Origin of the sequence: Streptomyces sp. NPDC002463 (assembly GCF_042889835.1) — a bacterium.
GTDB classification, from domain to species: domain Bacteria; phylum Actinomycetota; class Actinomycetes; order Streptomycetales; family Streptomycetaceae; genus Streptomyces; species Streptomyces nymphaeiformis.
The window spans coordinates 1-20,832 of record NZ_JBIARL010000034.1; the positions used below are offsets into that span (position 1 = coordinate 1).

The 20,832-nt window shown below is 72.6% G+C and carries 14 protein-coding genes; 8 read left to right on the forward strand and 6 right to left on the reverse strand.

Features of this window, described 5'->3' with window-relative positions; all coding sequences use genetic code 11:
- Both ACFYX3_RS39165 and ACFYX3_RS39170 read right to left on the reverse strand, forming a co-directional pair.
- On the reverse strand, window positions 1–3,281 hold a 3,281-nt coding region (locus ACFYX3_RS39165), incomplete at its 3' end, for an amino acid adenylation domain-containing protein (RefSeq protein ID WP_389024517.1).
- Between the two features lie 202 nt (window positions 3,282–3,483).
- Complete coding sequence (locus ACFYX3_RS39170; protein WP_389024520.1) at window positions 3,484–4,833, reverse strand: helix-turn-helix domain-containing protein; 1,350 nt, start codon at window positions 4,831–4,833, stop codon at window positions 3,484–3,486.
- 337 nt (window positions 4,834–5,170) lie between these two features.
- On the opposite strand from ACFYX3_RS39170, the gene ACFYX3_RS39175 reads away from it, so the two are divergent.
- Window positions 5,171–5,386 carry a hypothetical protein gene (locus tag ACFYX3_RS39175; RefSeq protein ID WP_376588212.1) on the forward strand — a complete coding sequence of 72 codons (216 nt, stop codon included), beginning with the start codon at window positions 5,171–5,173 and terminating at the stop codon, window positions 5,384–5,386.
- Window positions 5,387–5,443: 57 nt separating this feature from the next.
- Here the strand turns inward: ACFYX3_RS39175 and ACFYX3_RS39180 are convergent, their stop codons facing one another.
- A complete protein-coding gene (locus ACFYX3_RS39180) occupies window positions 5,444–8,461 on the reverse strand; it encodes a BTAD domain-containing putative transcriptional regulator (RefSeq protein ID WP_389024619.1) in 3,018 nt (1,005 codons plus the stop codon).
- A gap of 215 nt (window positions 8,462–8,676) precedes the next feature.
- Between ACFYX3_RS39180 and ACFYX3_RS39185 the strand changes: the two genes are divergently transcribed.
- Window positions 8,677–9,075: a nuclear transport factor 2 family protein gene (locus tag ACFYX3_RS39185; protein ID WP_389024524.1), complete on the forward strand. Its 399-nt coding sequence runs from the start codon at window positions 8,677–8,679 to the stop codon at window positions 9,073–9,075.
- Between the two features lie 49 nt (window positions 9,076–9,124).
- Here ACFYX3_RS39185 and ACFYX3_RS39190 read toward each other — a convergent pair whose 3' ends face one another.
- The 3 genes from ACFYX3_RS39190 to ACFYX3_RS39200 all read right to left on the reverse strand — a co-directional run bounded on the left by ACFYX3_RS39190 (window position 9,125) and on the right by ACFYX3_RS39200 (window position 13,298).
- Window positions 9,125–10,633 (reverse strand): right-handed parallel beta-helix repeat-containing protein, encoded by a 1,509-nt coding sequence (locus ACFYX3_RS39190; protein WP_389024527.1) that lies wholly within the window; start codon window positions 10,631–10,633, stop codon window positions 9,125–9,127.
- Window positions 10,634–11,298: 665 nt separating this feature from the next.
- Window positions 11,299–11,694, reverse strand: a complete 396-nt coding sequence (locus tag ACFYX3_RS39195; protein ID WP_389024530.1) for a hypothetical protein — start codon at window positions 11,692–11,694, stop codon at window positions 11,299–11,301.
- Between the two features lie 206 nt (window positions 11,695–11,900).
- On the reverse strand, window positions 11,901–13,298 hold the full coding sequence (locus tag ACFYX3_RS39200; RefSeq protein WP_389024533.1) for an APC family permease: 1,398 nt from the start codon (window positions 13,296–13,298) through the stop codon (window positions 11,901–11,903).
- A 407-nt stretch (window positions 13,299–13,705) separates the two neighbouring features.
- Between ACFYX3_RS39200 and ACFYX3_RS39205 the strand changes: the two genes are divergently transcribed.
- From ACFYX3_RS39205 to ACFYX3_RS39230, 6 genes are all read left to right on the forward strand, one after another.
- Complete coding sequence (locus ACFYX3_RS39205) at window positions 13,706–14,140, forward strand: ester cyclase (RefSeq protein ID WP_389024536.1); 435 nt, start codon at window positions 13,706–13,708, stop codon at window positions 14,138–14,140.
- 146 nt (window positions 14,141–14,286) lie between these two features.
- Window positions 14,287–14,940 carry a hypothetical protein gene (locus tag ACFYX3_RS39210; protein WP_389024539.1) on the forward strand — a complete coding sequence of 218 codons (654 nt, stop codon included), beginning with the start codon at window positions 14,287–14,289 and terminating at the stop codon, window positions 14,938–14,940.
- Between the two features lie 100 nt (window positions 14,941–15,040).
- Complete coding sequence (locus ACFYX3_RS39215) at window positions 15,041–17,350, forward strand: serine/threonine-protein kinase (RefSeq protein WP_389024542.1); 2,310 nt, start codon at window positions 15,041–15,043, stop codon at window positions 17,348–17,350.
- Between the two features lie 2 nt (window positions 17,351–17,352).
- Entirely contained in the window at window positions 17,353–19,764 is a 2,412-nt protein-coding gene (locus ACFYX3_RS39220) for a protein kinase (RefSeq protein WP_389024545.1), read from the forward strand.
- Window positions 19,765–19,856: 92 nt separating this feature from the next.
- Window positions 19,857–20,339, forward strand: a complete 483-nt coding sequence (locus ACFYX3_RS39225) for a MarR family winged helix-turn-helix transcriptional regulator (protein WP_389024548.1) — start codon at window positions 19,857–19,859, stop codon at window positions 20,337–20,339.
- A complete protein-coding gene (locus ACFYX3_RS39230) occupies window positions 20,336–20,782 on the forward strand; it encodes a MarR family winged helix-turn-helix transcriptional regulator (RefSeq protein ID WP_389024551.1) in 447 nt (148 codons plus the stop codon). The genes ACFYX3_RS39225 and ACFYX3_RS39230 overlap by 4 nt, the downstream gene beginning before the upstream one ends.
- The last annotated feature ends 50 nt before the right edge of the window (window positions 20,783–20,832 follow it).

The window sequence follows — 20,832 nt, forward strand, 5'->3', positions numbered from 1 at the left end:
CGCACCACCATCGGCACGTTGTAAGCCGCACTGCCCCCCTCCAACTCCGCCAGCAACCACAGTCGCCGCTGAGCGAACGAGACCGGAGCCGTGTCACCGTCCCCCTCCCCCGCGATCAGCTGCGGGACGGCCCGTACCCCGCTCTGCTCGGCGACCAGCTCCGCGAGCCCCGCCACCGTCGGGTGCCCGAACACGTCCCGGATCGTCAGCCGTACCCCGAAGGCCTCGGCGATGTGGTTCGTCAGCCGGGCCGCGAGCAGCGAGTGGCCGCCGAGGGCGAAGAAGCTGTCGTCGATGCCCACTTGGGCGGTCGTGTCCAGGGTTCCGGTGAACAGCGCGGCGAGGATCTCCTCGGTCTCGTCGCGCGGGGCGCGGGCCGTGGTCAGCGCCTTCGTCGGCGTGGGAAGGGCCCGCTTGTCGATCTTTCCGTTGGGTGTGACGGGCAGGCGGTCGAGCGTGGTCAGGTACGTGGGGACGAGGTGCTCGGGGAGTCGGTCGGCGACGTGCCGGCGGATGTCCTCAGGATCGGCGTCTCCGTCCGTGACGACGATGTAGGCGGCCAGACGCTTCTGGTGGACGGTGACGACGGCCTGGGTGACCTGGGGATGTGTCAGGAGCGCGGCCTCGGTCTCGCCGGGTTCGATGCGGAAGCCGAGGATCTTGATCTGGTCGTCCGCCCGGCCCTCGTACAGGAGGCGTCCGTCCCGGTCGAACCGGGCCAGGTCGCCCGTCCGGTAGAGCCGGCCGCCCGCGGGGCCGAAGGGGTCGGGTACGAAGCGGGTGGCGGTCAGGTCCGGCCGACCCAGGTAGCCGTGGGCGAGGCCTTCGCCCGCCACGTACAGCTCGCCCGTCACGCCCGGCGGGCACAGGTTGAGCTGTGCGTCCAGGACGTACGCCGGCTTGTTGACGAGCGGCGTGCCGATCGGGATCACCGCGTGGGGCTCGTCCCCGGGCTCGACGGTGTGGGTGGTGGCGTAGATCATGACCTCGGCCGGTCCGTAGCCGTTGAGGACGGTGATGCCGGGCCTGAGCCGCTGGAGCTTGTGGACGTGCGCCGGGGAGGCCGCCTCGCCGACCGTGAAGGCGGTGGTGACGGTCTCGAAGGCCTCGGGGTGCTCGTCGGTGAGGTAGTTGAAGAGGGTGGCCGAGAGCAGGAGCGTCGTGACGCGGTGGCGGCGTGCGAGGTCGGTCACGAGGGCGGGTTCGGGTTTCTGTCCCGGCTGGAGGACCGCCGTGCCGCCGTGGAGGAGAGCGCCCCAGAACTCCAGGCTGAACGCGTCCCAGGACACCGGCGAGCACTGGAGGTACACCTGCTCCGGTCCCACCGGCAGGTAGGGCTGGCCGATGAGGGTCGCCACCAGGTTGCGGTGAGAGGACAGGATGGCCTTCGGCCGGCCGGTCGAGCCCGAGGTGAACATGAGGCAGGCGGGGTCGTCGGGGCCGAGCGGCAGGCCGAGGTCGCCGGGGTTGTGGGCCAGGAGTTCGCCCGGGGCCTCGGTGTGGGTCTGCCAGGGTCCGTCGACGCGCTCGGCGAGCATCGGGCGGGTGACGAGGTGGCTGATTCCGGCGTCGGTGGCCGCCGAGCGCAGTCGGTCGTCGGGAAAGTCGGGGTCGAGGAGGACGTGGGCGGCGCCGGTCTTCAGGACGGCGAGCAGGGCGGTGGCGAAGCGGGTGCCGCGTTCGAAGAGGATGCCGGCCATGTCGCCGCGTCCGAGGCCGCGGGAGCGGAGGTGGCGGGCCCAGCGGTTGGCGGCGGCGTTGAGTTCCGCGTACGTGACCTCCCCCGTCTCGTCGATGAGCGCGACCCTGTCGGGGAAGCGCGCCGCCTGCTCCTCGAACCGCTCCACGAGCGTCGTGTGTACGGCGTCCGCCACGGGCCCGGCCCACTCGCCCGTGAGGAGCTCGCGCTCCGTCGCCGACAGGACGTCGAGGTCGGCGACCCTGTGATCGCCCGGTCGCTCCGTGGCGAGGACGGAGGAGAGGAAGGCGGCGAACCGGTCCTGGTGGTCGGCGACGGCCGTCACGTCGACGCCGTCGACGGGGGTGTCGAAGTCGATGCGCAGGCCGTTCGCGGCGCCCAGGTCGAGCACGGCGACGCTGAGGTCGTCGACGGGACCGTTGCTCACGTTGTGGTTGACCGTCGGGTGGCCGCACACGGTGAGCTCCCCGTGGAAGCCCATGATGTTGAGGACGGGGGTGGCCAGCCTGCGGGCGCCGTCGATGACACCGGCGTCGCGGCACAGGTCCTCGTACCGGGTCAGCTGGTGACGCAGACCGTGCTTGACCTCGGCTCCCACCGAGCGGACGAGAGCGCCGAGCGAGTCCTCGGGCCGGACCCGGATCCTCAGCGGGACCACGTTCGACGACATGCCCGGGGTGCTGCGGGCGAGCTTGGAGGTCCTGCCGGTCACCGGCAGGGCGATCACCAGCTCCGTACGTCCCGTGACGCGGTGCAGGTAGACCGAGAAGAGGGCCACGAGGAGGACGGACCACGTGGCGCGCTCGCCGCGTGCGACCGAGCGGAGCCGGTCGGCATCCGCCGGGGACACCCGTACGCTCCGGCGGGCGAAGGGCAGTCCGCCGTGCGCGGCCGTCGCCCGGCCGGTGCCCCGGACGAGACCGGCGGGTGCGTCCGGGGCTCCGGCGAGGTGCTCGCGCCAGGCGGCACGCTCGGCGGCGGCCTCCTCGGAAAGCCGGTACTCGGCGTCCTCGGCGAGCAGCTCCGCCAGGCTCCCGAACGGGGAGGGTCCCCAGGGCTCGCCCGCGACGGCCTGCTCGTACAGCTCGACCAGTCGCGCCAGCGCCATCGAGACGCCCACGCCGTCGACGACCAGGTGGTGGAACCCGTAGAAGTAGAAGTACCTCTCCTCGCCGAGCTTGATCAGCGCGCAGCGGACCGGCGGCTGGTCGGTGAGGTCGAAGGGGGCGCGGATCAGGGCGTCGACGATCCGCCAGGCCTCGGCCTCCGGGTCGTCGGTGCCGCTCACGTCGGTGAAGGGCAGGCTGCGCGCGCCGGCGTCGGTGTCGACGAGCTGCCACACCTGCTCGCCGTCGTCCTCGAAGCGGCGGATGCGGAGGAAGTCCGCCTCCTCGACGAGCCGGCGCCAGGCGGCGGCCATCAGCTGCGGGTCCACGGAGCCGTTGATCTCGCGGCACTCGGCGACGTTGTACTTCACGCCGGTGGGGTCGAGGGCGTGTGCCGTCCAGATGTCACGCTGGGCCACCGAGAGCGGCAACCGGACGGCAGCCGGAGCGGGTGCGACGGGCGTGTCGAACGGCATGAGGGGCTCCTGTGGAAGTCACGACGGAGGAGGGGAGGTCTTCTTCGAAGGGGAGAGCGTGGCGGGGCAGTCGCCATACAACCCGTGGGCCGGGGCCGGGAGCGGCAGTTGGTCCGGCGGTACGCCAGCGGTTCGGCGGTGGAGCGGCAGTTGGTGCGGCGGTGGATCGGCAGTCGGGCGGCAGCGGTCGCGGTGCCGCCCGTCACGAGGACGGGGTCGTCACCGCACTCACGTCCCCCGCGAGTGCCCGCACCACGCGCAGCACCCGGAACGCCGAGCGGCCGCCGTCCGAGCCGGCTCGGATCGCGCCGCTGACCAGCAGGTCGCGGACCATGCGGCCGCAGTGCGGCAGGGGCATGCCGGTCAGCCGGACGACGTCCTCCAGGACGAACGCCTCCCCGCTCGCGGCGCACAGCGCGCCGATCAGGTCCCGGTGGCTGTCGGGGAGCGCGGCGAGCGTGCGGGCGACGCGCTCGCGGAGGCGGGAGCCGGACCGGCCGTCGGCCAGGTGGTCGAGCAGGGATGCCGGGTCGGACTCGACGATGGCGCGCAGCGTGGTCAGGTCGCAGACGGTGAGCCAGGAGGCCGCGGCGGCCAGCGCGAGAGGGTGGCCGTCGAGCCGGTGGCTGACCCAGGCGATGTCCGCGAGGACCCGGTCGTCGGGAACGATGTCGGGGCGGACGTGGCGGAGCCGGCTGAGGAAGAACCGGGCGGCGGGCGCGTCGGGGCGGATGCCCTCGGAAGGGTCCGGGGCCTCCAGCGGGGAGAGGAGGAAGAGGCGTTCACCGGGGACGTTCCAGGGTTCGTCGGCGGTGACGAGGAGGCGGAGTCCGGGCAGCTCGCGCAGCAGCCGGCTGAGGCGCTGGAAGTCGAGCAGCGCGGTGTCGACGCCGTCGAGGACGAGGAGGGCCGCGCGGTCGCCGAGCGCGCCGGCCAGTTCGGGGAGGAGGTCGTCCGCGTGGCCGTCGCCGTGCAGGAAGGAGGCGCAGTCGGCGGTGAGGGCGGCGGGTCGGCCGTCGCAGGACGGGAGGCAGTCGGCGACCGCGCCGGGGGCGGTGTGCCACAGCACCGGGAGACCCGCGTCATACAGTCGGGCCGCCGCTTCCAGAGCCACTCTCGTCTTGCCCACGCCGCTCAGCCCGACGACGGTGATCAGCCGTTCGGCTCCGGAGCGCAGTTCCTCCGTGAGGACGGTGGACTCGGCGTCCCGTTCGATCAGCGGGTGCAGCGGTACGGGCGGGGCCGGCCGCTCGGTGGCGAAGTGGCCGGTCCCGATGCCGCCCCGGTGTCCGTGTCCCCGTCGGACCGCGTCCTCCAGGGCCGCACGGGCCCGGGGGCCGAGCCGGAGGCCGTCGGCGATCAGCCGGATCGTGTCGGCTCTCGGGCGCTGCGCCTTGCCCTTCTCCAGGTCGCGGATGGCGCGGACGCTGATGGTGGAGAGGTCCGCGAGCTCCTGCTGGGTGAGGCCGATGCGGAGCCGGTGGCCGCGTATGAGGGTGCCGAGTGCGGCGGTGGCCGTCACGGTGTCCTCCGGGGAGAGACTGGTCGTCATGAGAAGCTCCCGCTGGTCGAGTTGGGGCGGTCCCCCGGGCGGCCGCCCGATCGGGCCGCCGGCCGGGGGCTGCGCCTCGCCGTCTGCTGGAACCCATCGTCCGGACGCGACTATTCAGGGGGCATCCCGGCACTAACCGGCCACCGTCCCTCCGGACGTGGAGATGCCCGGGCCTCGGTGCCCGGCGATAGCGGCATGGTCACTCGTGATAGCGGTGCGGGCGGGGATCGGTTCCGTGATAGCGGGGTGATAAGGCAGCGAGCGGTGCCGTGAATCCGCGTGTTCCTAAGTTGGTGGTCAGAAGGAAACGCCGCACACCAACGAGAGGCAGGATCCGATGTCGTACTTCTCCACCACCGCCGCCCGCACCTCCGTCCGCGCCGCCGTGACCGCCGCGCTGATCGTGATCCTGACCGGGGCGGGCGTCCAGGCGAGCTGGGCCGACGGGACGACGGGCAGCACGACGAGCACCACCCCGGTCTGCACGACCACGGTCGACGCCACCGGCGCCACCATCACCACGTGCAGCAGCGACAACAACCCCTGGGACTGACCCCCGTCAGGCCGGCCTCCGCATCAGGCCGACCCCCACCTCAGGCGGGTCCCCTCCTCAGTAACCGGTCGCGAGCAGCCTTTCCGCCTCGGCGAGTTCGCGTCCCATCCGCCGCTCGCGGAACACCTCGACCGCCGGGACGAGCAGCTCCCTCGACCGCCCCGGCTCCGCGTCGAGCAGACGGGCGAGGTCCAGGCGCGCCAACGCGCCCCCGCTAAAATCCATGACGCCCTCCCGCGCGGTCACCGCGCGGTCGAAGAAGTCCCGGGCCCGGTCGGGACGGCCCATGATGACGAAGGCGTGTCCCAGGTCGCGGAGCAGATGGCCTTCTCCGATGACGTCGCCGGAGTCCCGGCAGAGTTCCAGTACTTCCGTGAAGGTCAGGACCGCCAGGTCGCTCCTGCCCTGTTCGAGCAGCAGTTGCCCGACGCGCCGCAGTGTGCGCGCCCGGCCGCCCGTGTAACCGACCCCTTCGTAGATGTCGAGCGCCTCGTCCAGCTGGCTCTGCGCCGCCGCTGTCTCGCCCTGCCGCATCCGGATGTGGGCGCTCTGGGTGAGGACGATCGCGCGGCCGACGACGTCGCCGGCCCGGTCGAAGTCGGCCAGGGACCTCCGGTACAGCTCCAGGGCCGAGGAGTCGTCGCCGCTGGTGCGCGCGATGAGCGCCATGTCGCGGCGGCAAAGTGCCTCGCCCATGGGCTCGTCGAGTGCCTGGAAGACGTCGAGCGCCGAGGTCAGGGACTGCCGGGCCGTGTCGAACTGGTTGCGGCTCATGTAGAGCGAGCCGAGCGAGGCCCGTATCGCGGCGGTGCCCCGCAGGTTGCCCGCCTTGCGGACGGCGGCCAGCGCGCTCAGATGGGTCTGCTCCCACAGGTCGTAGTGCCCGCGCACCTCGAACAGCGTGACGAGCGAGGTCGCGAGGTCCCAGCTGAGGTCGTGGAGGCCCGCGTCGGCGGTGTGCTCGACCATCCCGCACAGGGAGGCCTGTTCGGCGTCGAGCCAGGCCAGCGGGTCGGCGAGCACCTCGTCCGTGTAGGAGTCCGGGGGTTCCCAGCGGGGCGCGTCACCGTGCAGGACGGTGAAGTCGCCGCCGTACACCTTGCGGTGGGCCTGCTGGGCCAGGTGCATCCAGCCGCCCGCCATCCGGGCGAGCACCTCCTGCTGTGCCTCGGGCGTGTGGTGCGCCGCCAGCTGTTCCCGGGCGTACACGCGGATGATCTCGTGGAAGCGGTACCGGAAACCGCCGGTCCGCTCCACTCCGGCGACGTCCAGCATCTGCACGTCGACCAGCGGTTCCATCAGGTCCGAGGGGAAGGGGCGGCGGTCGTCGAGCAGGGCGCCGGCCAGCCAGCTCGGCAGGGTCGGTGCCTGCGCCATGCTCAGGAGGCGCAGCAGCCGGCGGTCGTCCGGGCCCAGGCCCTCGTACGTCAGGGACAGGCTGGCGCGCATGGTCATCTCGCCGTGCGTCAGTTCGTCGAGCCGGTGCCGCTCGTTGGCGAGCCGCTGCACCATGGACGCCAGGGTCCAGTGCGGGCGCGCCGCGAGGCGGGCGGCGACGATCCGCAGGGCCAGCGGGAGGCGTCCGACCGTGCGGACCAGGGCCTCCGCTGCCGCGGCCTCGCCCGCGACCCGCTCGCGTCCGATGATCCGCGAGAGCAGTTCGAGGGCGCGGTCCTCGGCGAGCACGTCGAGTTCCACGCGGTGCGCGCCGGGCAGCGCGGTGAGGCGGGCCCGGCCGGTGACGAGGACGGCGCAGCCGCGGCTGCCGGGCAGCAGCGGCAGCACCTGGCCTTCGCCGCAGGCGTCGTCGAGGACGACCAGGACGCGGCGGGAGGCGAGTCGGGTGCGGTACATCTCGGCCCGCTCGTCCAGGGATTGCGGGATGAGCTGGCCGGGGATGCCGAGGGCGCGCAGGAACCGTCCGAGGACCTCCTCGGGGGTGGCCGGGGTGCCGGTCGTGCCGCGCAGGTCGCAATAGAGCTGACCGTCGGGGAAGCCGGTCTCGGAGAGCATGTGGGCGACGTGCACGGCGAGGGTCGACTTGCCGGTGCCGGGCTTGCCGGTGATCGCGGCGAGCCCGACGGTGGTGCGGCCGGGCCGTCCGGTGAGCGCCTCTTCGAGCGCGGCGAGCTGGCCGGCGTCGGAGACGAAGTCGGCGACGGCGGCGGGCAGCTGGTGCGGGACGGCGTCCTGGCGTACGGACTCCGGGGCGGGCGGGGCCGTCGGCTCGGGCTCCTCCTCCGTCTCCGGTGCCGCCGTCTGCTCCTCGGCCTTGTCCGCCGAGACGCGTACGGATGCGGGTACGGGTGTGGGTGCGGCGGGCGCGGGCAGTCGGCCGGCGAGGATCGCCGCCTCCAGTTCCCTGAGCTCGCGGCTGGGTTCCAGGCCGAGTTCCTCGGCGAGGAACCGTCGCGCGGTGCGGAAGGCCTCCAGGGCCTCGGCCTGTCGTCCCGACCAGTAGAGCGCCTGGATGAGCTGGCCGCGCAGCTTCTCCCGGAGGGGGTGTTCGTGGACGAGCCTCTGCAGTTCGCCCACAAGGCCGTCGTAGCGTCCGAGTTCGAGCTCCAGTTGGATGCGGAGTTCGACGGCGGTCAGGCGTTCCTCGTTGAGCTGGCGTGCCTTGTTGGCCAGTGGGCCGCTGTCGAGGCCGGACAGGCAGTCGCCCTGCCAGAGCGTCACCGCGTCCCTCAACAGCCGCACGGCCTCGTGGAGTTCTCCGCGTTCGCGCAGCCGTCGGGCCCGTAAGACGAGGGTGGTGAAGAGCGCCGCGTCCACGTTGCCGGCGTCGGTGTGCAGGACGTACCCCGGGGGGCGGGTCGTGATCGAGACCTCGCCGTCCGCGCCCGCGAGGAGCTTCCGCAGCCGCGACACGCAGATCTGGACCTGGGTGCGGGCGGTCTCCGGCGGGTTGTCCTCCCAGATGAGGTCCACCAGATGGTTGGTGCTGACCACCCGGTTCACCTCGAGGAGCAGCGCCGCGAGGATCACCTCCTGGCGGCCCGGAGGGAGCCGCAGCGGCCCGACGGGGCCGTGGACCTGGAGCGGCCCCAGGACCCGGAAGACGAGGGGTGACAGGTCCGGGAGCTCCTGGGATCTGTCCCCGATGTCGTCCGTCACCGATTCCCCCACCAAAGAAACGAGTTGACACTTCAGGACCAAGTGTGGACAGTCTCCACAACCACCCCCGCCTTGTCCATGCCGTGAAGATCCCGGTCGGAGATAGAGGGGGGATAACGTGGAGTTGGCGGCTCCCCCCAGAATCCTGGCCGAGAGTGAAAGGGGCTCAGCCGTTGAACCGCCAAGAAGACACGAGCACCGGGTTGCCGGGACCGGCCGACCTGGTCACCGCCGCGGGAATCGACCACGTCCGCCTGGTCTACGACTACCTCGACGCCGGTGACCTGGACTCGTGCGCCTCCCTGCTGCACGAGGACGTGGTCCTCGAACTGCCGGGCCTGCCTGCGTTCCACGGCCGGGCGGCCGTCCTGCACACCCACTTCGGGCACACCCTGCCGACGGCCCGCTACGCGATCGACCGGGTCGTCGGCCAGGACCGCAGTGTGGTCGCCACGGGGCGCCGCGTGGTGCCGGGCACGGACGGGCAGGACCTGCGTTTCGTCGACCTGTTCACGATCGCCGACGACGGCATGGTCCTGGCCTGCACCCGGTACTACCACGTGGCGCCGTGAGCCGTGCCCGAGGACGGACCCCACCCGTCCTCGGGGGGCGTCGAGAAGGCTACAGACCCGGGCCGTCGTACGCGCCGCGGTGCGGCTTCGTGGTGGTGCTCACCGGGTTGGCCCAGTAGTCGCGGCCTCCGTTGCCGCTGATGACGGAGCCGTTGTTCAGGGCGGGGGACGTGGAGCGCAGCTTGTAGCCGTCGGCGGAGTGGATGGTGTCGCCGCCGGTGCCGGGGTTCACGAACTGCGGGTCGCCGACGATGCCGTTGGCGGTCGGCCGGGGCACGCCCTGGAAGACGTTCCACAGCCAGGAGATCCCGGCCGCCGTGGGCAGCCGGGAGTCGGTGGTCCCCACCCAGATGTTGTTCTCGACGACGCTCTCGTCGGGGAGCGTGATGCTGAACTTCTTGTCCGTGCAGTAGAGGACGTTGTTGTAGAGGTGCAGGGCCGAGCGTCCGGCGCTGACGCTGCTCATGCGGCAGTCGTTCTCGGAGATGTTGTAGCGGATGACCTGCTGGGCGCCGCCGATGGTGCCGCAGCCGTCGCAGTCGAGGAAGAAGCCGCCGATGTTGTCGCGGCTGAAGTTGTACTGGATCGTGCAGGTGCCGGTGTTGCCCCAGTCGCAGTCGAAGGCCTGGCTGTCGGCGACGGACATCCGCGTGATGCCGTACACGGCGTTCTTCTGGATGGTCGGGTCGTGGTCGCCCAGCACCCAGATGCCGGCGAAGTTGCCGCCGGAGAAGGGGTAGACGCCGTTGCCGACGCCGGAGGCGTTGTTGTACTGGATCATGGGCGCTTCGGCGTAGCTGGCGATGATGCCGTCGCCGCCGACGTCCTTGAGGGTGTTGTTCTCTATGAGGACTCCGGTGCCCTTGACGGCCATGGCGCCGACGCGGATCTTGAGGCCGCCGCCGCCCGTGTTGCTGATCTGGTTGTCGTGGACGTGGACGTCGTTGAGGGTGGAGTTCGTGCCGGTCGCGCCCGTGACGATGCCGGCGGACTGGACGTAGTCCTCGGTGGTCGGGCTGTTCTTGTTCGTCTGGCCGGCCACCCGGTCGATGACGAGGCCGCCGATGTCGAAGCCCCGGTGCGCCGTGCCGTCGGTGGCGGAGATCCGCAGGCCGGTGCGGCGGGCGAGGGCGGCGGCGGGGTTGGTGATCTTGAGGTTGCCGATCCGCCAGTGGTCCTGGTTGGTGAGGGAGACCGCGTTCGGGGCGCCGCCGCCGTCGATCACGGGCAGGGCGCCGGAGCCGTAAGCGGTGAGCTGGATGGGTGCGGTGGCGGTGCCGCTGCCCTGGGGTGCGAGGGCGCCGGTGCAGGTGGTGCCGGAGGCGAAGGCGAGTGTGTCACCGGGGCCGTACGCCTTCGCGTTGGCCTGTCCGATGCTGTTGAACGGCGCGGTCTGGCTGCCGTCCCCGGCGGTCGCCCGTGAGCAGTCCACGTAGGTGACGCTTCCCGCGGCCTCGGCGGTCGGACCGGGGAGGGCGGCGGTTCCGCCGAACGCGAGGACGGCGGCGAGGAGCCCACGGACCGTCGACTGGCGCTTGGGCAAAGCTCTGATGGTCATGACGCAACAACCTTTCCGGCGGTCGGATGCGGCCAGAAAGTAGGTGCGGCCGGTGATCAAGTCAATGCGTTCTCGTCGATTGATCGAATTTCGATCAGGGTTTGGGTGATTGGTCGATCCTGGTACTTGCGCGCGGCGCCGCGTCGGGCGAGAACGCCTTCGACCGGGGCGGCGTCCGGGATCCCGGCGCTCCTCCCCTGCCCGCTCGACGAGGAGGCGGGTCCCGAGGCTCTCCGCCTGCTCGGCAACGCTCTCCTGGACGGCGTCCTGCACATGAGCGCGGCCATGCCGACGGCCGTGCCGTTCCTGCTCGGCGCGGACGACCGCGCGTGTCTCCGGACGGTCGGGGCGCCGCACCGAGGCGCGGCGCCGGTGCGCGGGCCCCAGGGCCTGTCTTTCGGATCAGGCCGGATCAGGGAGCGGGGCCCGGCACACTGCACTCGCTTCGCTCGCTCCGTCTCGGCTCCCTGATCCATCCTTCGGATGCCGAGCGCGACCGCAAAGCGGAGGAGGGAGTCGACGCGGCGGGGGCACCTCCCGTGCCCGAAGGGCTACGGGGGAGTCGCCGACCGGCGACGACGCGGCGAGCGCACGTGCCAGGCCCCGCGAGCCCTGCATGATCCGAAAGACAGGCCCGAGTCCCGCGCACCCACGCCTCGCCCCGCTCAGAACCCCGCGGCGGTCGGCACGAGGCGGAGGCGGCAGGCGTCCAGGGCGCTGTCGACGTGGGCACCGAGGCCCGGGTCCGGGTCCAGGACGGAGAGGCGGTGCATGGTCAGCATCGCGTCCCAGGCGGACGCCCTGGCCAGGGGCGAGGCACCCATCGGGACGTCTTCGAGGTGGGTCCAGAGGTGGGCGCCGAAGCCGAGATGAATCGTTCCTGCCCGGGATTCCTCCTCGTCCAGGGCCCGACGCGCGGCCGCCAGGAAGGTCATGGCGTCCTCGGGGCCGAGCGCCGAGACGACGACCCGGAGGTGGGAGGCGGTCAAGGCGGTGACCTCGGCCCACTCGGCCGCGTCACCGAAGCGCTCGCACAGGCGTACGTTCAACAGGTGTTCCATGTCAGCGGTCATGCATGCACAGATACGTTTCCGCATCCCACGGCACCCGTCACGACACGCGGGAGCTCCCGTCCACCCCCCGTACGGAGTGATCGTCCCCCCGATGCCGTACGGCGCGCGCGACACGAACGGCCCACGCGGCGGAACGCCCGAGGGCCGGGGCGCACGCAGCGCTCCGGCCCTCGGGCGGGATGGTTCCGGCAGGATCAGACCTGCTCGTCCTCCGGGATGCTGACCAGCCAGCGGGTGTCCTTGCGCGGCCGCAGGTACAGGGCCCAGTAGAGGGTGGCCCCCGCCGTGATGCCGCCGGTCCACAGCAGGTACTCGACGTCCTGCATGTACAGGACGTACGCGAGCACGGCGATCAGGACCACCGGGACGGCCGGCCAGAGCGGCATGCGCCACGCCGCGACCTCGCGGTGCGCGCCCCTGCGGCTGAACAGCGCCGCCACGGCCACCAGCAGGTACATGCCGGTGACGGAGACGCCGGTGACGCCGTAGAGGGTGTCGAGGTTGACGAAGCAGAGGGCCGCACCCGGCACGCCCACGACCAGGGTGGCCACCCACGGGGAGCCGAAGCGGCCCAGGCGGGAGAGGGCGTTGTTGACGGGCTCGGGCCAGGCCTTGTCGCGGGCCGAGGCGAACAGCACGCGGGAGTTCTGGATCACCATGACGATGCCGGCGTTGATGATGGCCAGCGCGACGCACAGGCTGATGAAGGTGCCGACGGCGGAGTTGGACCAGGCGTTGATCATGCCGCTGATGTCGCCGCCGGTGAGGGTCTCCAGATCACCGGCGCCCAGGGTGATGGCGACGACGGGCACCAGGATGACGGCGGTCGAGATGGCGAGGGTGGCGAGCACGGTGCGGGCCACGGACCTGCGCGGGTTCTCCAGCTCCTCGGAGAGGTAGACGGCCGTCGAGAAGCCCTGGGTGATGAAGAGGGCGATGGCGAGGCCGGAGACCACCATGGCACCGGTGACGAGCGAGTGCGAGCCGCCGGCGTGCGCGACCTCGCCGTGGACCAGGGAGCCGACGCCCCGCTGGGAGTGGGCGAAGCCGAGGATGGCGACGATGCCCGCCGCGACCACTTCGAGGACCAGGAAGATGCCGGTGATCCAGGCGTTGGCGCGCAGGTCGAGGAGGCCCGCGAGGGTCGCGAGGAGCATGACGCCGGCGCCGGCGATCGGGGCGGGGATGTGGACCAGGGGCGCGAGGTAGTCGGCGGTCCCCATGGCGATCACCGGTGGCACGATCATCACCACCAGCAGGGACAGGACGAACACCAGCCAGCCCGCCAGGCGGCCCGAGAGGGTGGAGACGATGGCGTACTCGCCGCCCGCGCTCGGGATCAGGGTGCCCAGCTCGGAGTAGCAGAACGCCACGCCGATACAGAGCAGCGAGCCGATCGCGATGGTCAGGGCGGCGTACGTGCCCACGCCGTCGAACAGGTCGGGTACGACCACGAAGAGGGTGGAGGCGGGCGTCACGCACGACAGCGTGAGCAATGTGCCGCCCACGACACCGATGGAACGCTTGAGCTTCTGCGGCACGGGGCCGGTCTGAGGGGCCAACGCGTGCGGTGCGCTGAGGGTGTCGGTCATCAGGCGGTTCCGATCGATGCGTACGGTGATTCTGAGCGGGAGCGGTATCGCCTCCGGGGCGGCTGATGATCAGGTGGTTCCGTGGGCTCCCGGGCTGAATGGAAGCGTGAGCAGAACCGCAGGTCAATGCCCTACCAGCTGCGGAATCCGTTGTTCCGACACGCCGGATCGGGGTGCCGGGGCGCCAAGAACGCGTCAAGACTGCCGAAACGCTCCGTGCGGGAACCGCAGCCCGGCCGGGACAACTTTTCCCGCGCTTTACCGCCGATCCACATGCTGGAATACCGGGCGAATCGGACAGACCCGTCCCATGCGGCCTCTGCGCCGGTCTGCGCGATGTCACGTTCCCGGCCGCCGTGCCGTCGTACCACCGAGACGTCCCGTCCACCGAGCAGGAGGAGAGATCCATGTCGGCAGCCGAGGCAGCGGGCAACATCGCGGTGCTCGAACGGTTCCACGCCGCCACGAACAGCGGCGACCCCGAACGGGTCGCGCGGGCCATCGACGAGTTCACCGCCCCGGACCTGGTCTTCCACGCTCCCGTACCGATGGGCGGGACGGGTGCGGAGGCCCTGAAGCGGGTGTGGGCGGCGCTCCTGTGCGCGTTCCCCGACATCCGGGTCACCGTCGAGGAGACGGTCGCGGAAGGGGACAAGGTCGTCTCCCGGAACACGGTGACCGGCACCCACCTGGGCGAGTACCGGGGCCTGCCGCCCACCGGGAGGCCCGTCGCCTACGGCGAGATCTTCGTCTTCCGCTTCGTGGACGGCAGGATCGCCGAGGTCCGGGGCGTCGTGGACGTCCTCACCCAGCTGCGCCAGCTCGGCGCCCTCCCTTCCTGACGCAGCCCTCGGGACAGGGGGCGGGGGCCGCGGTCTCATGACCCCGAGCTCAGAAGTGACTCAAGTCCCTTGTCCCGCAGGCGCCTCGGCGAACAGGATCGAGTCCGCCATCGACCAATGGCGCGAGGTATCAGGGGGACACCAGCATGAAGATCACGAAGATCGGCCTCTCCGCGTGTGCCGTCGCCGCGCTGCTCACCGGCACGGCCGCCTGCACGGACCAGGCCGGCGGGACGGCCGAGCGGGCCACACAGGCGATCACCACGGCATGCGCGAACGGCACGTACACCTGGTTCAACGTCGACGCGCGGGAGGTGCTGACCGGCGTCGCCGAGCCGCAGAAGCTCGGCAAGGGGGGCGGCGCGCTGACGCACCGGCTGTCACGGCTCCACACCCCGGTCACCGCCGTCACCTTCGAGGACGGCCCGCGGGTCGACGCGAAGGCCACGCTCCGCTCGCTGGCGACGCACATCGGCGACACGGACGCCGCCGAAGGCGATGTCGGATTCGCCGACGTCCACAGGCCCGGACCGGCCCTCCGGTCCCGCACCACCAGCGTCGACGGCGCCGGAACCTTCGTCGACTTCGCCTGGGTACGACAGGTCACCGCCGACTTCCGGTACACCTGCGGCGACGGGAAGCGAGCGGTGGGCCGCGCGACCGGCTGGACCACGGACGGCTCCGGCGTCGTGGAGTGCTCCGCCCCGATCACGAACGCGAAGGAAGGCGAAGCGGCCGTAGCGGCGGCCCGTACGGCCTGCGCCCCCGACTCCCCTGCGGCCAGGGCGAAGAAGGCGTAGCGGACCTACGAGGAGCTCCGCGTCCGAACAGTTCGCGAACCAGGACGCGGCCCCCTCCCGCGCCGGTAACCTGTGGGGCCGTCGAGGAAGAGGGGCCACGATGGAGCGACTCCGCGCGGACGATCCGCGGGAGGCAGGGCCGTACGCGCTCGTCGCGCGGCTCGGCACGGGCGGCATGGGGGCGGTCTACCTGGGGCGGTCGTCCGGGGGACGGACGGTCGCCGTGAAGATGGTGCGGCCCGACCTCGCCGTCGACGACGCCTTCCGGGACCGGTTCCGCCGCGAGGTCGCGGCCGCGCGGCGGGTTTCGGGGGCCTTCACCGCGCCGGTCGTGGACGCCGACCCGGACGCCCGCGCGCCCTGGATGGCCACGGCGTTCGTCGTGGGGGTCTCGCTGCACCGCGCGGTCGGAACGCGCGGCCCGCTGCCCGAGGACGCGCTGCGGATGCTCACGGCCGGCCTCGCCGAGGCCCTGGTGGGCATCCATGCGGCGGAGGTCATCCACCGGGACCTGAAGCCGGCGAACGTGCTGCTCGCCCTGGACGGGCCGCACGTGATCGACTTCGGCATCGCCCGCGCCACCGACGGCACGGCCCTGACCTCCACCGGTTCCGTGATCGGCTCGGCGCCGTACATGTCGCCCGAGCAGGCCCTGGGCCGACACCTCACCCCGGCGAGCGACATGTTCTCGCTGGGGACCACGGTCGCGTTCGCCGCGTGCGGGGAGAGCCCGTTCGGGGAGGGCGCGAGCGCGGCGGTCCTCTTCCGGGTCGTGCACACCGAACCCGATCTGTCGGCCGTCCCCGCGAGCGTACGGCCCCTGATCGAACGGTGTCTGGCCAAGGAACCCGAGCGGCGGCCGTCCCCGCGCGAGGTGATCGCGTACGTCGAGGGGATCACCCGCCACCCCGACCCGCGCCTCGGCCATGGCCACGGCCCCCGTGCGGACCGGCCCGCGGACGCGGCCGGCTGGCTCCCCGGTCAGGTCGCGGCGGACGTCCTCGCACTGCGGGCGGCCCTCGCGGCACCGCCAGAGCCGGAGCCCGCTCCGGAGCCCGTGCCGGACCCGACGCTCCCGCTCACCGGCCCGGTCGAGGACCTCCTCCCTCCCCCGGCGGAACCCGGACGGGCGCCGGGCCGGCGGACGCTGCTCCTCGGGCTGACCGGCGGCGCGCTCGCCCTCGCCGGCGGCGGCACGTTATGGGCGCTGGACCACGGCGGCTCCGAGGCCGCCGACGGCCGGAGCGGCGGGGCCTCCGGCAGCACACCGGGCCCCTCCCGCCCCAAGCCCGACAGCGTGCCCGACGCGAAGCTCACCTGGCAGACGAAGCTTCCGTCCGCCGCCGTCCAGGTGCTCCCCGGGAACGGGATCGTCGCCTGCGTGACCCTGGAGCAGCTGGTCGGCCTCGACCGGCGGGGCGGCACGGCGTGGACGGTGAAGAGCGCCGACCACGACATGTACTTCTCCGTGATGGGCGCCAACGCCCTGCGGGTCGCCGCCGTGGACGGCGACCGGCTGTACGTGTCGGGGTCCGCCGGGCTGACGCCGACGGCGGCGCGGGCCGGTGTGAAGGCGGCGGTGCTCTCGGTCCGCATGGCCGACGGCAAGGAGCCCTGGACGGCGACCCTGGCGGGGCACGACTCCGCCGGTGCCCTCGGCTTCCCCGGCGTCCGCGACGGCCGCGCCTACGTCCTGCCCCTCACCAGGGACGAGAGCACCGTCGGCGAGCTGAACGTGTGGGCGCTCGACCTCGTCGGCCGCCGCACCGCCTGGCTGCACAAGGCGCGCGCCATGCCCGTGTTCTGGAGCCTTCCCCGGTCCGGCGGCGGGCTGCTGTACGCCGACACCGAACGGATCGTCGCGGTGGGCGCGAAGGGCACGGTGGCCTGGTCGAAGGAGTTCAAGGCGGCCCTGGCCGGTGCCGCGGGACCGTACTACCTCGTCGTCGACGACCACGGCACCCTGGCCGCGTTCGATGCGGCGACCGGCAAGCGGGCGTGGACCGTGCCGGACGTCCTCGGTGCCTCCCGGCTCGGCGACGGCGTCGCCACCGACGAGCGGGGCACCGTCGCGTACGTCCTGGCACGGGACGCGGACGGCGGTCTCTCCCTGGTCGCCCTCGATGCGGCGACGGGCAGGGCCCGGTGGCGCCGGCCGATCCCGGCCGACGCCCCCGGTTCGCCCGCCCCGGGCGCCCGGCTGCTGTACGCCGACGGGAACGTGTACCGGATCGGGGCCGACGGGATGCTGTGGGCCTTCGACGCGGCGAACGGAAAGCCCCGCTGGAAGTACGGCGGGTTCAAGGGGATCGCGCCCGCGAACCTCGCCTGGGCCGCCGGCGATCGGCGGCTGTGCATCTCCGACACCGGGGCGACGACCGTCGCCGCGCTGGACGCGAACGGAGCCTGACCATGTCCCCTCTGGAGCCCTTGCGGCCGACCGATCCGCCCGCGATCGGCCCGTACTCCCTGCGGGGGCGTCTGGGCGAGGGCGGCATGGGCGCGGTGTACCTGGGGAGATCGCCCGGCGGCCGGACCGTCGCGGTGAAACTGATCCGCCCGGAGCTCGCCGCCGACCCGGGGTTCCGGGCGCGGTTCCGCGCCGAGGTGACGGCGGCCCGGGCCGCCTCCGGGGCGTTCACCGCACCCCTGGTCGACGCGGACCCCGACGGCCCGGTGCCGTGGATGGCGACCGCGTACGTCCCCGGCGTCTCGCTCGGCCGGGCCGTGGCCCTCGAAGGACCGCTCCCGGAGCCCGCGCTGCGGGCGCTCGCGGCCGGGGTCGCCGAGTCCCTGGAGTCGATCCACCGGGCGGGCCTGGTCCACCGTGACCTCAAGCCGGGCAATGTGCTGCTCGCCCTGGACGGGCCGCACGTCATCGACTTCGGCATCGCGCGCGCCACGGACGGCACGGCGCTCACGGCCACCGGGATGATCCTCGGCACGCCCGCGTACATGTCGCCCGAGCAGGCCTTCGGGCAGCCGCTCACCCCGGCGAGCGACGTGTTCTCGCTCGGCACGACCCTGGTGTTCGCCGCGAGCGGCGCGGGCCCCTTCGACGGCGAAGACGGCGCCGGGCAGCCGCAGGAGGTGCTGCGGCGGGTGGCGCACGAGGAGCCGGACCTGTCGGCGGTCCCCGAGGGGCTGCGGCTCCTGGTCGCCGCCTGTCTGGCGAAGACCCCGGGCGACCGTCCCACTCCTCGGCAGGTCGTCGACATCGTCCGTACGGCGGGGACCCCGCGTACCTCCGAGGCGTGGCTGCCGCCCGCGCTGATCGCCGCGATCGAACGGGCGGCGGCGGTCATGGCGCCCTCGGTACCCGCGCCGGCGCCGCCGTCGGCCGGATCGTCGACCGTGCCGCTGCCTCCGCTGCCGCCGGGACCGCCGCCTTCCGTAGCTCCGTACGGGTCCCCGTACGGCTCTCAGTACGGGTCCGCGTATGTGCCCCCTTACGGGCCGCCGGCCGCAGGGGACGGCCCGGCGGGCCCCGGCCGGCGCCGGTTCCTCCGGCTCGGGCTCGCGGGCGGGGCCGTGGCGCTCGCGGGCGGCGGCACCGGGTTCGGGCTGTGGCTGGGGCGGGACGATCCGCCGGAGCCGAAGCCGGCCTCCGGTGCGAAGGCTCCCGCCCCCGCCCGCACGGATCCGGCCCGGGTGCTGGGCGACGGGTTCGAGGCAAAACCGCTGTGGACCGCGCCCGTCTCCGAGCCCCTGGTCCAGCTCGCGGGCGAGGGCGGCACGGTCGTCGCGTTCAGCGCGAAGCACGTCTGGGCCTTCGACCCCGCGGGCCGACGCCGCTGGGGCCCGGTGGCCCACCTGCCGGACAGTGCGACGGGGGCCGTCGAGGGAAGCATCGCGGCCGTGAGCGGCGGCATGGCGTACGCCGTGCTCCGCAGGGGCGCCGGCGAGCTGGACAAGGCGCTGCGGGCGATCCGCCTCGACACCGGCGCCGAGGCCTGGACCCTCCCCGCCCCGTACAAGTCCCCCACGGGTGTGGGGGTGACGGGTGTGCTGGACGGCAAGGTGTACGTCACGGGCACGGCCGGGGCGAGCGTGATCGACCCGGAGAAGGGCCTCCAGATCATCGCCGGCCCGATGATCTGGGCCGTGGACGTGGCGAAGCGGACGGGATGGAAGAGCATCCTCACGGATCCGGAGGTCAAGTACCCCCAGGGCCGTCTCTTCGTACCGTCCTCGGGCACCCGTCTGCTCTGGGCGACCGAGAACACCGACGGCAGCGCGCAGAAGATCGCGGCCATCGACGTCCGCACGCGGAAGTTCGCGTGGGAACAGCCCTCTCCGGGCGCCGCGACCGATCCGATGGAGCGGCTGTCCGGCGGCCGCTACGACCACTGGAGCGACGGCCCGCACTCCTCGGCCGGCGGCCTCTTCCTCCATGTGACCGACCGCCTTCACGCGGTCGACCCGGCGAACGGTCACGTCGTCTGGACCTCCCCCGAGGTCGCTCTGAGGGCCGTGGTCGCGAGTACCGACGGCCGGACCGTCTTCGCCGCCGCCCGCGCCCGCACGGCACTGTCGATCCTCGTCTACGCCTTCGACTCCCGGACCGGCGCCGTGCGCTGGGCGGGCATGATCCCCGACATGAAGGGCGGCCTGCCCGTCCTCCAGAGCGCGGACGACACCCTCTACCTCGCCGCCGGGGGCCAGATGTGGGCGTTGGACGCGGCGGACGGCAAGGCCCGCTGGCGGTACCGGTTCAGCACGACCCTGCAGACCGGACCGCCGCGCGCGTTCTGGGCGGGCGGGGGCCAGGTGTACGTGATGGGGATGGACGGCCTGGTGGCGCTGAGCGCGAAGGGACGGTAGCCCGCCGCCCTTCCGGGAGGGGCGGCGGTGCTCGCCGGATGCGATCCAGAAAATAGTAGCCATGTACATAGTAGCCATGTACTGTATTTCTCGTGAGTTCAGCAAACGAGAGCGCCACGGCCGGTTTCCTGGTCTGGCGCCTGTCGATGAAGTGGCGCGTGGCCGTCGACCGGGCGGTCGCACCGCTGGGCCTGACCCATGCCCAGTACGCACTGATGGGGTCCCTGTACGACATGGCGCGCTCCGGCCGGCAGCCGAGCCAGCGTCAGCTCGCCGACCACACGGGGCTCGAACCGCTGTACGTCTCCAAGCTCGCCCGAGCGCTGGAGGCGGCCGGACTCGTCGCCCGCACCCGGGACCCCGACGACCCGCGCGCCATGCGGCTGACGCTCACCGAGCAGGGGCACGACGTCACGGGCCGCGCCATCACGGTGGTCCAGGGCCTCCTGGACCAGATGCTGGAGCCGCTCGGGGGGCAGAAGAGCCCGCGCGCACAGCAGTTCACCCGCGACCTCGCGGCCCTGCTCGAAGCACCTCTTGATCCGCACGCCGAGAACCACGAGGAGCAGTCATGACCACCACCGCACCCACCGTCAACGGCCGCGTCATCGCCCTGGCCCACTACGCCCCGCGCGCCCTCCTGGAGCGGATACTGGCCCGCCACGGAATCACGTTCGAGCAGAGCGTCACGCTCCGGGTCGTCTCGGTCGCGGGCGACTCCGTCGACCGGGACGCGCTCGTCACCGACGTCATCGGCTCGCTCAAGACCGACGCGTCCGTCGTGCACGGCGTGGTCGACGAGCTGACGGCCGCGCAACTCCTGGAGCGGGTCCCCGCACAGGCCTCCCGGCTGCGGCTCACCGACGCCGGACGGAAGGTGTACGAGACGACCACCGCCGAGAGCGCCGAGATCGCCGCCCGGCTGTACGAGGGCATTCCCGCCGAGGACCTCGCGGCCGCCGGCCGCGTGCTGGCCCTCATCACGGATCGCGCGAACGCCGAACTGGCGGGGGCCTGAGGTCCGGCGGAGCCGGGGTCACGGCCGCCCGGGTCGTCGATGTCCGACCC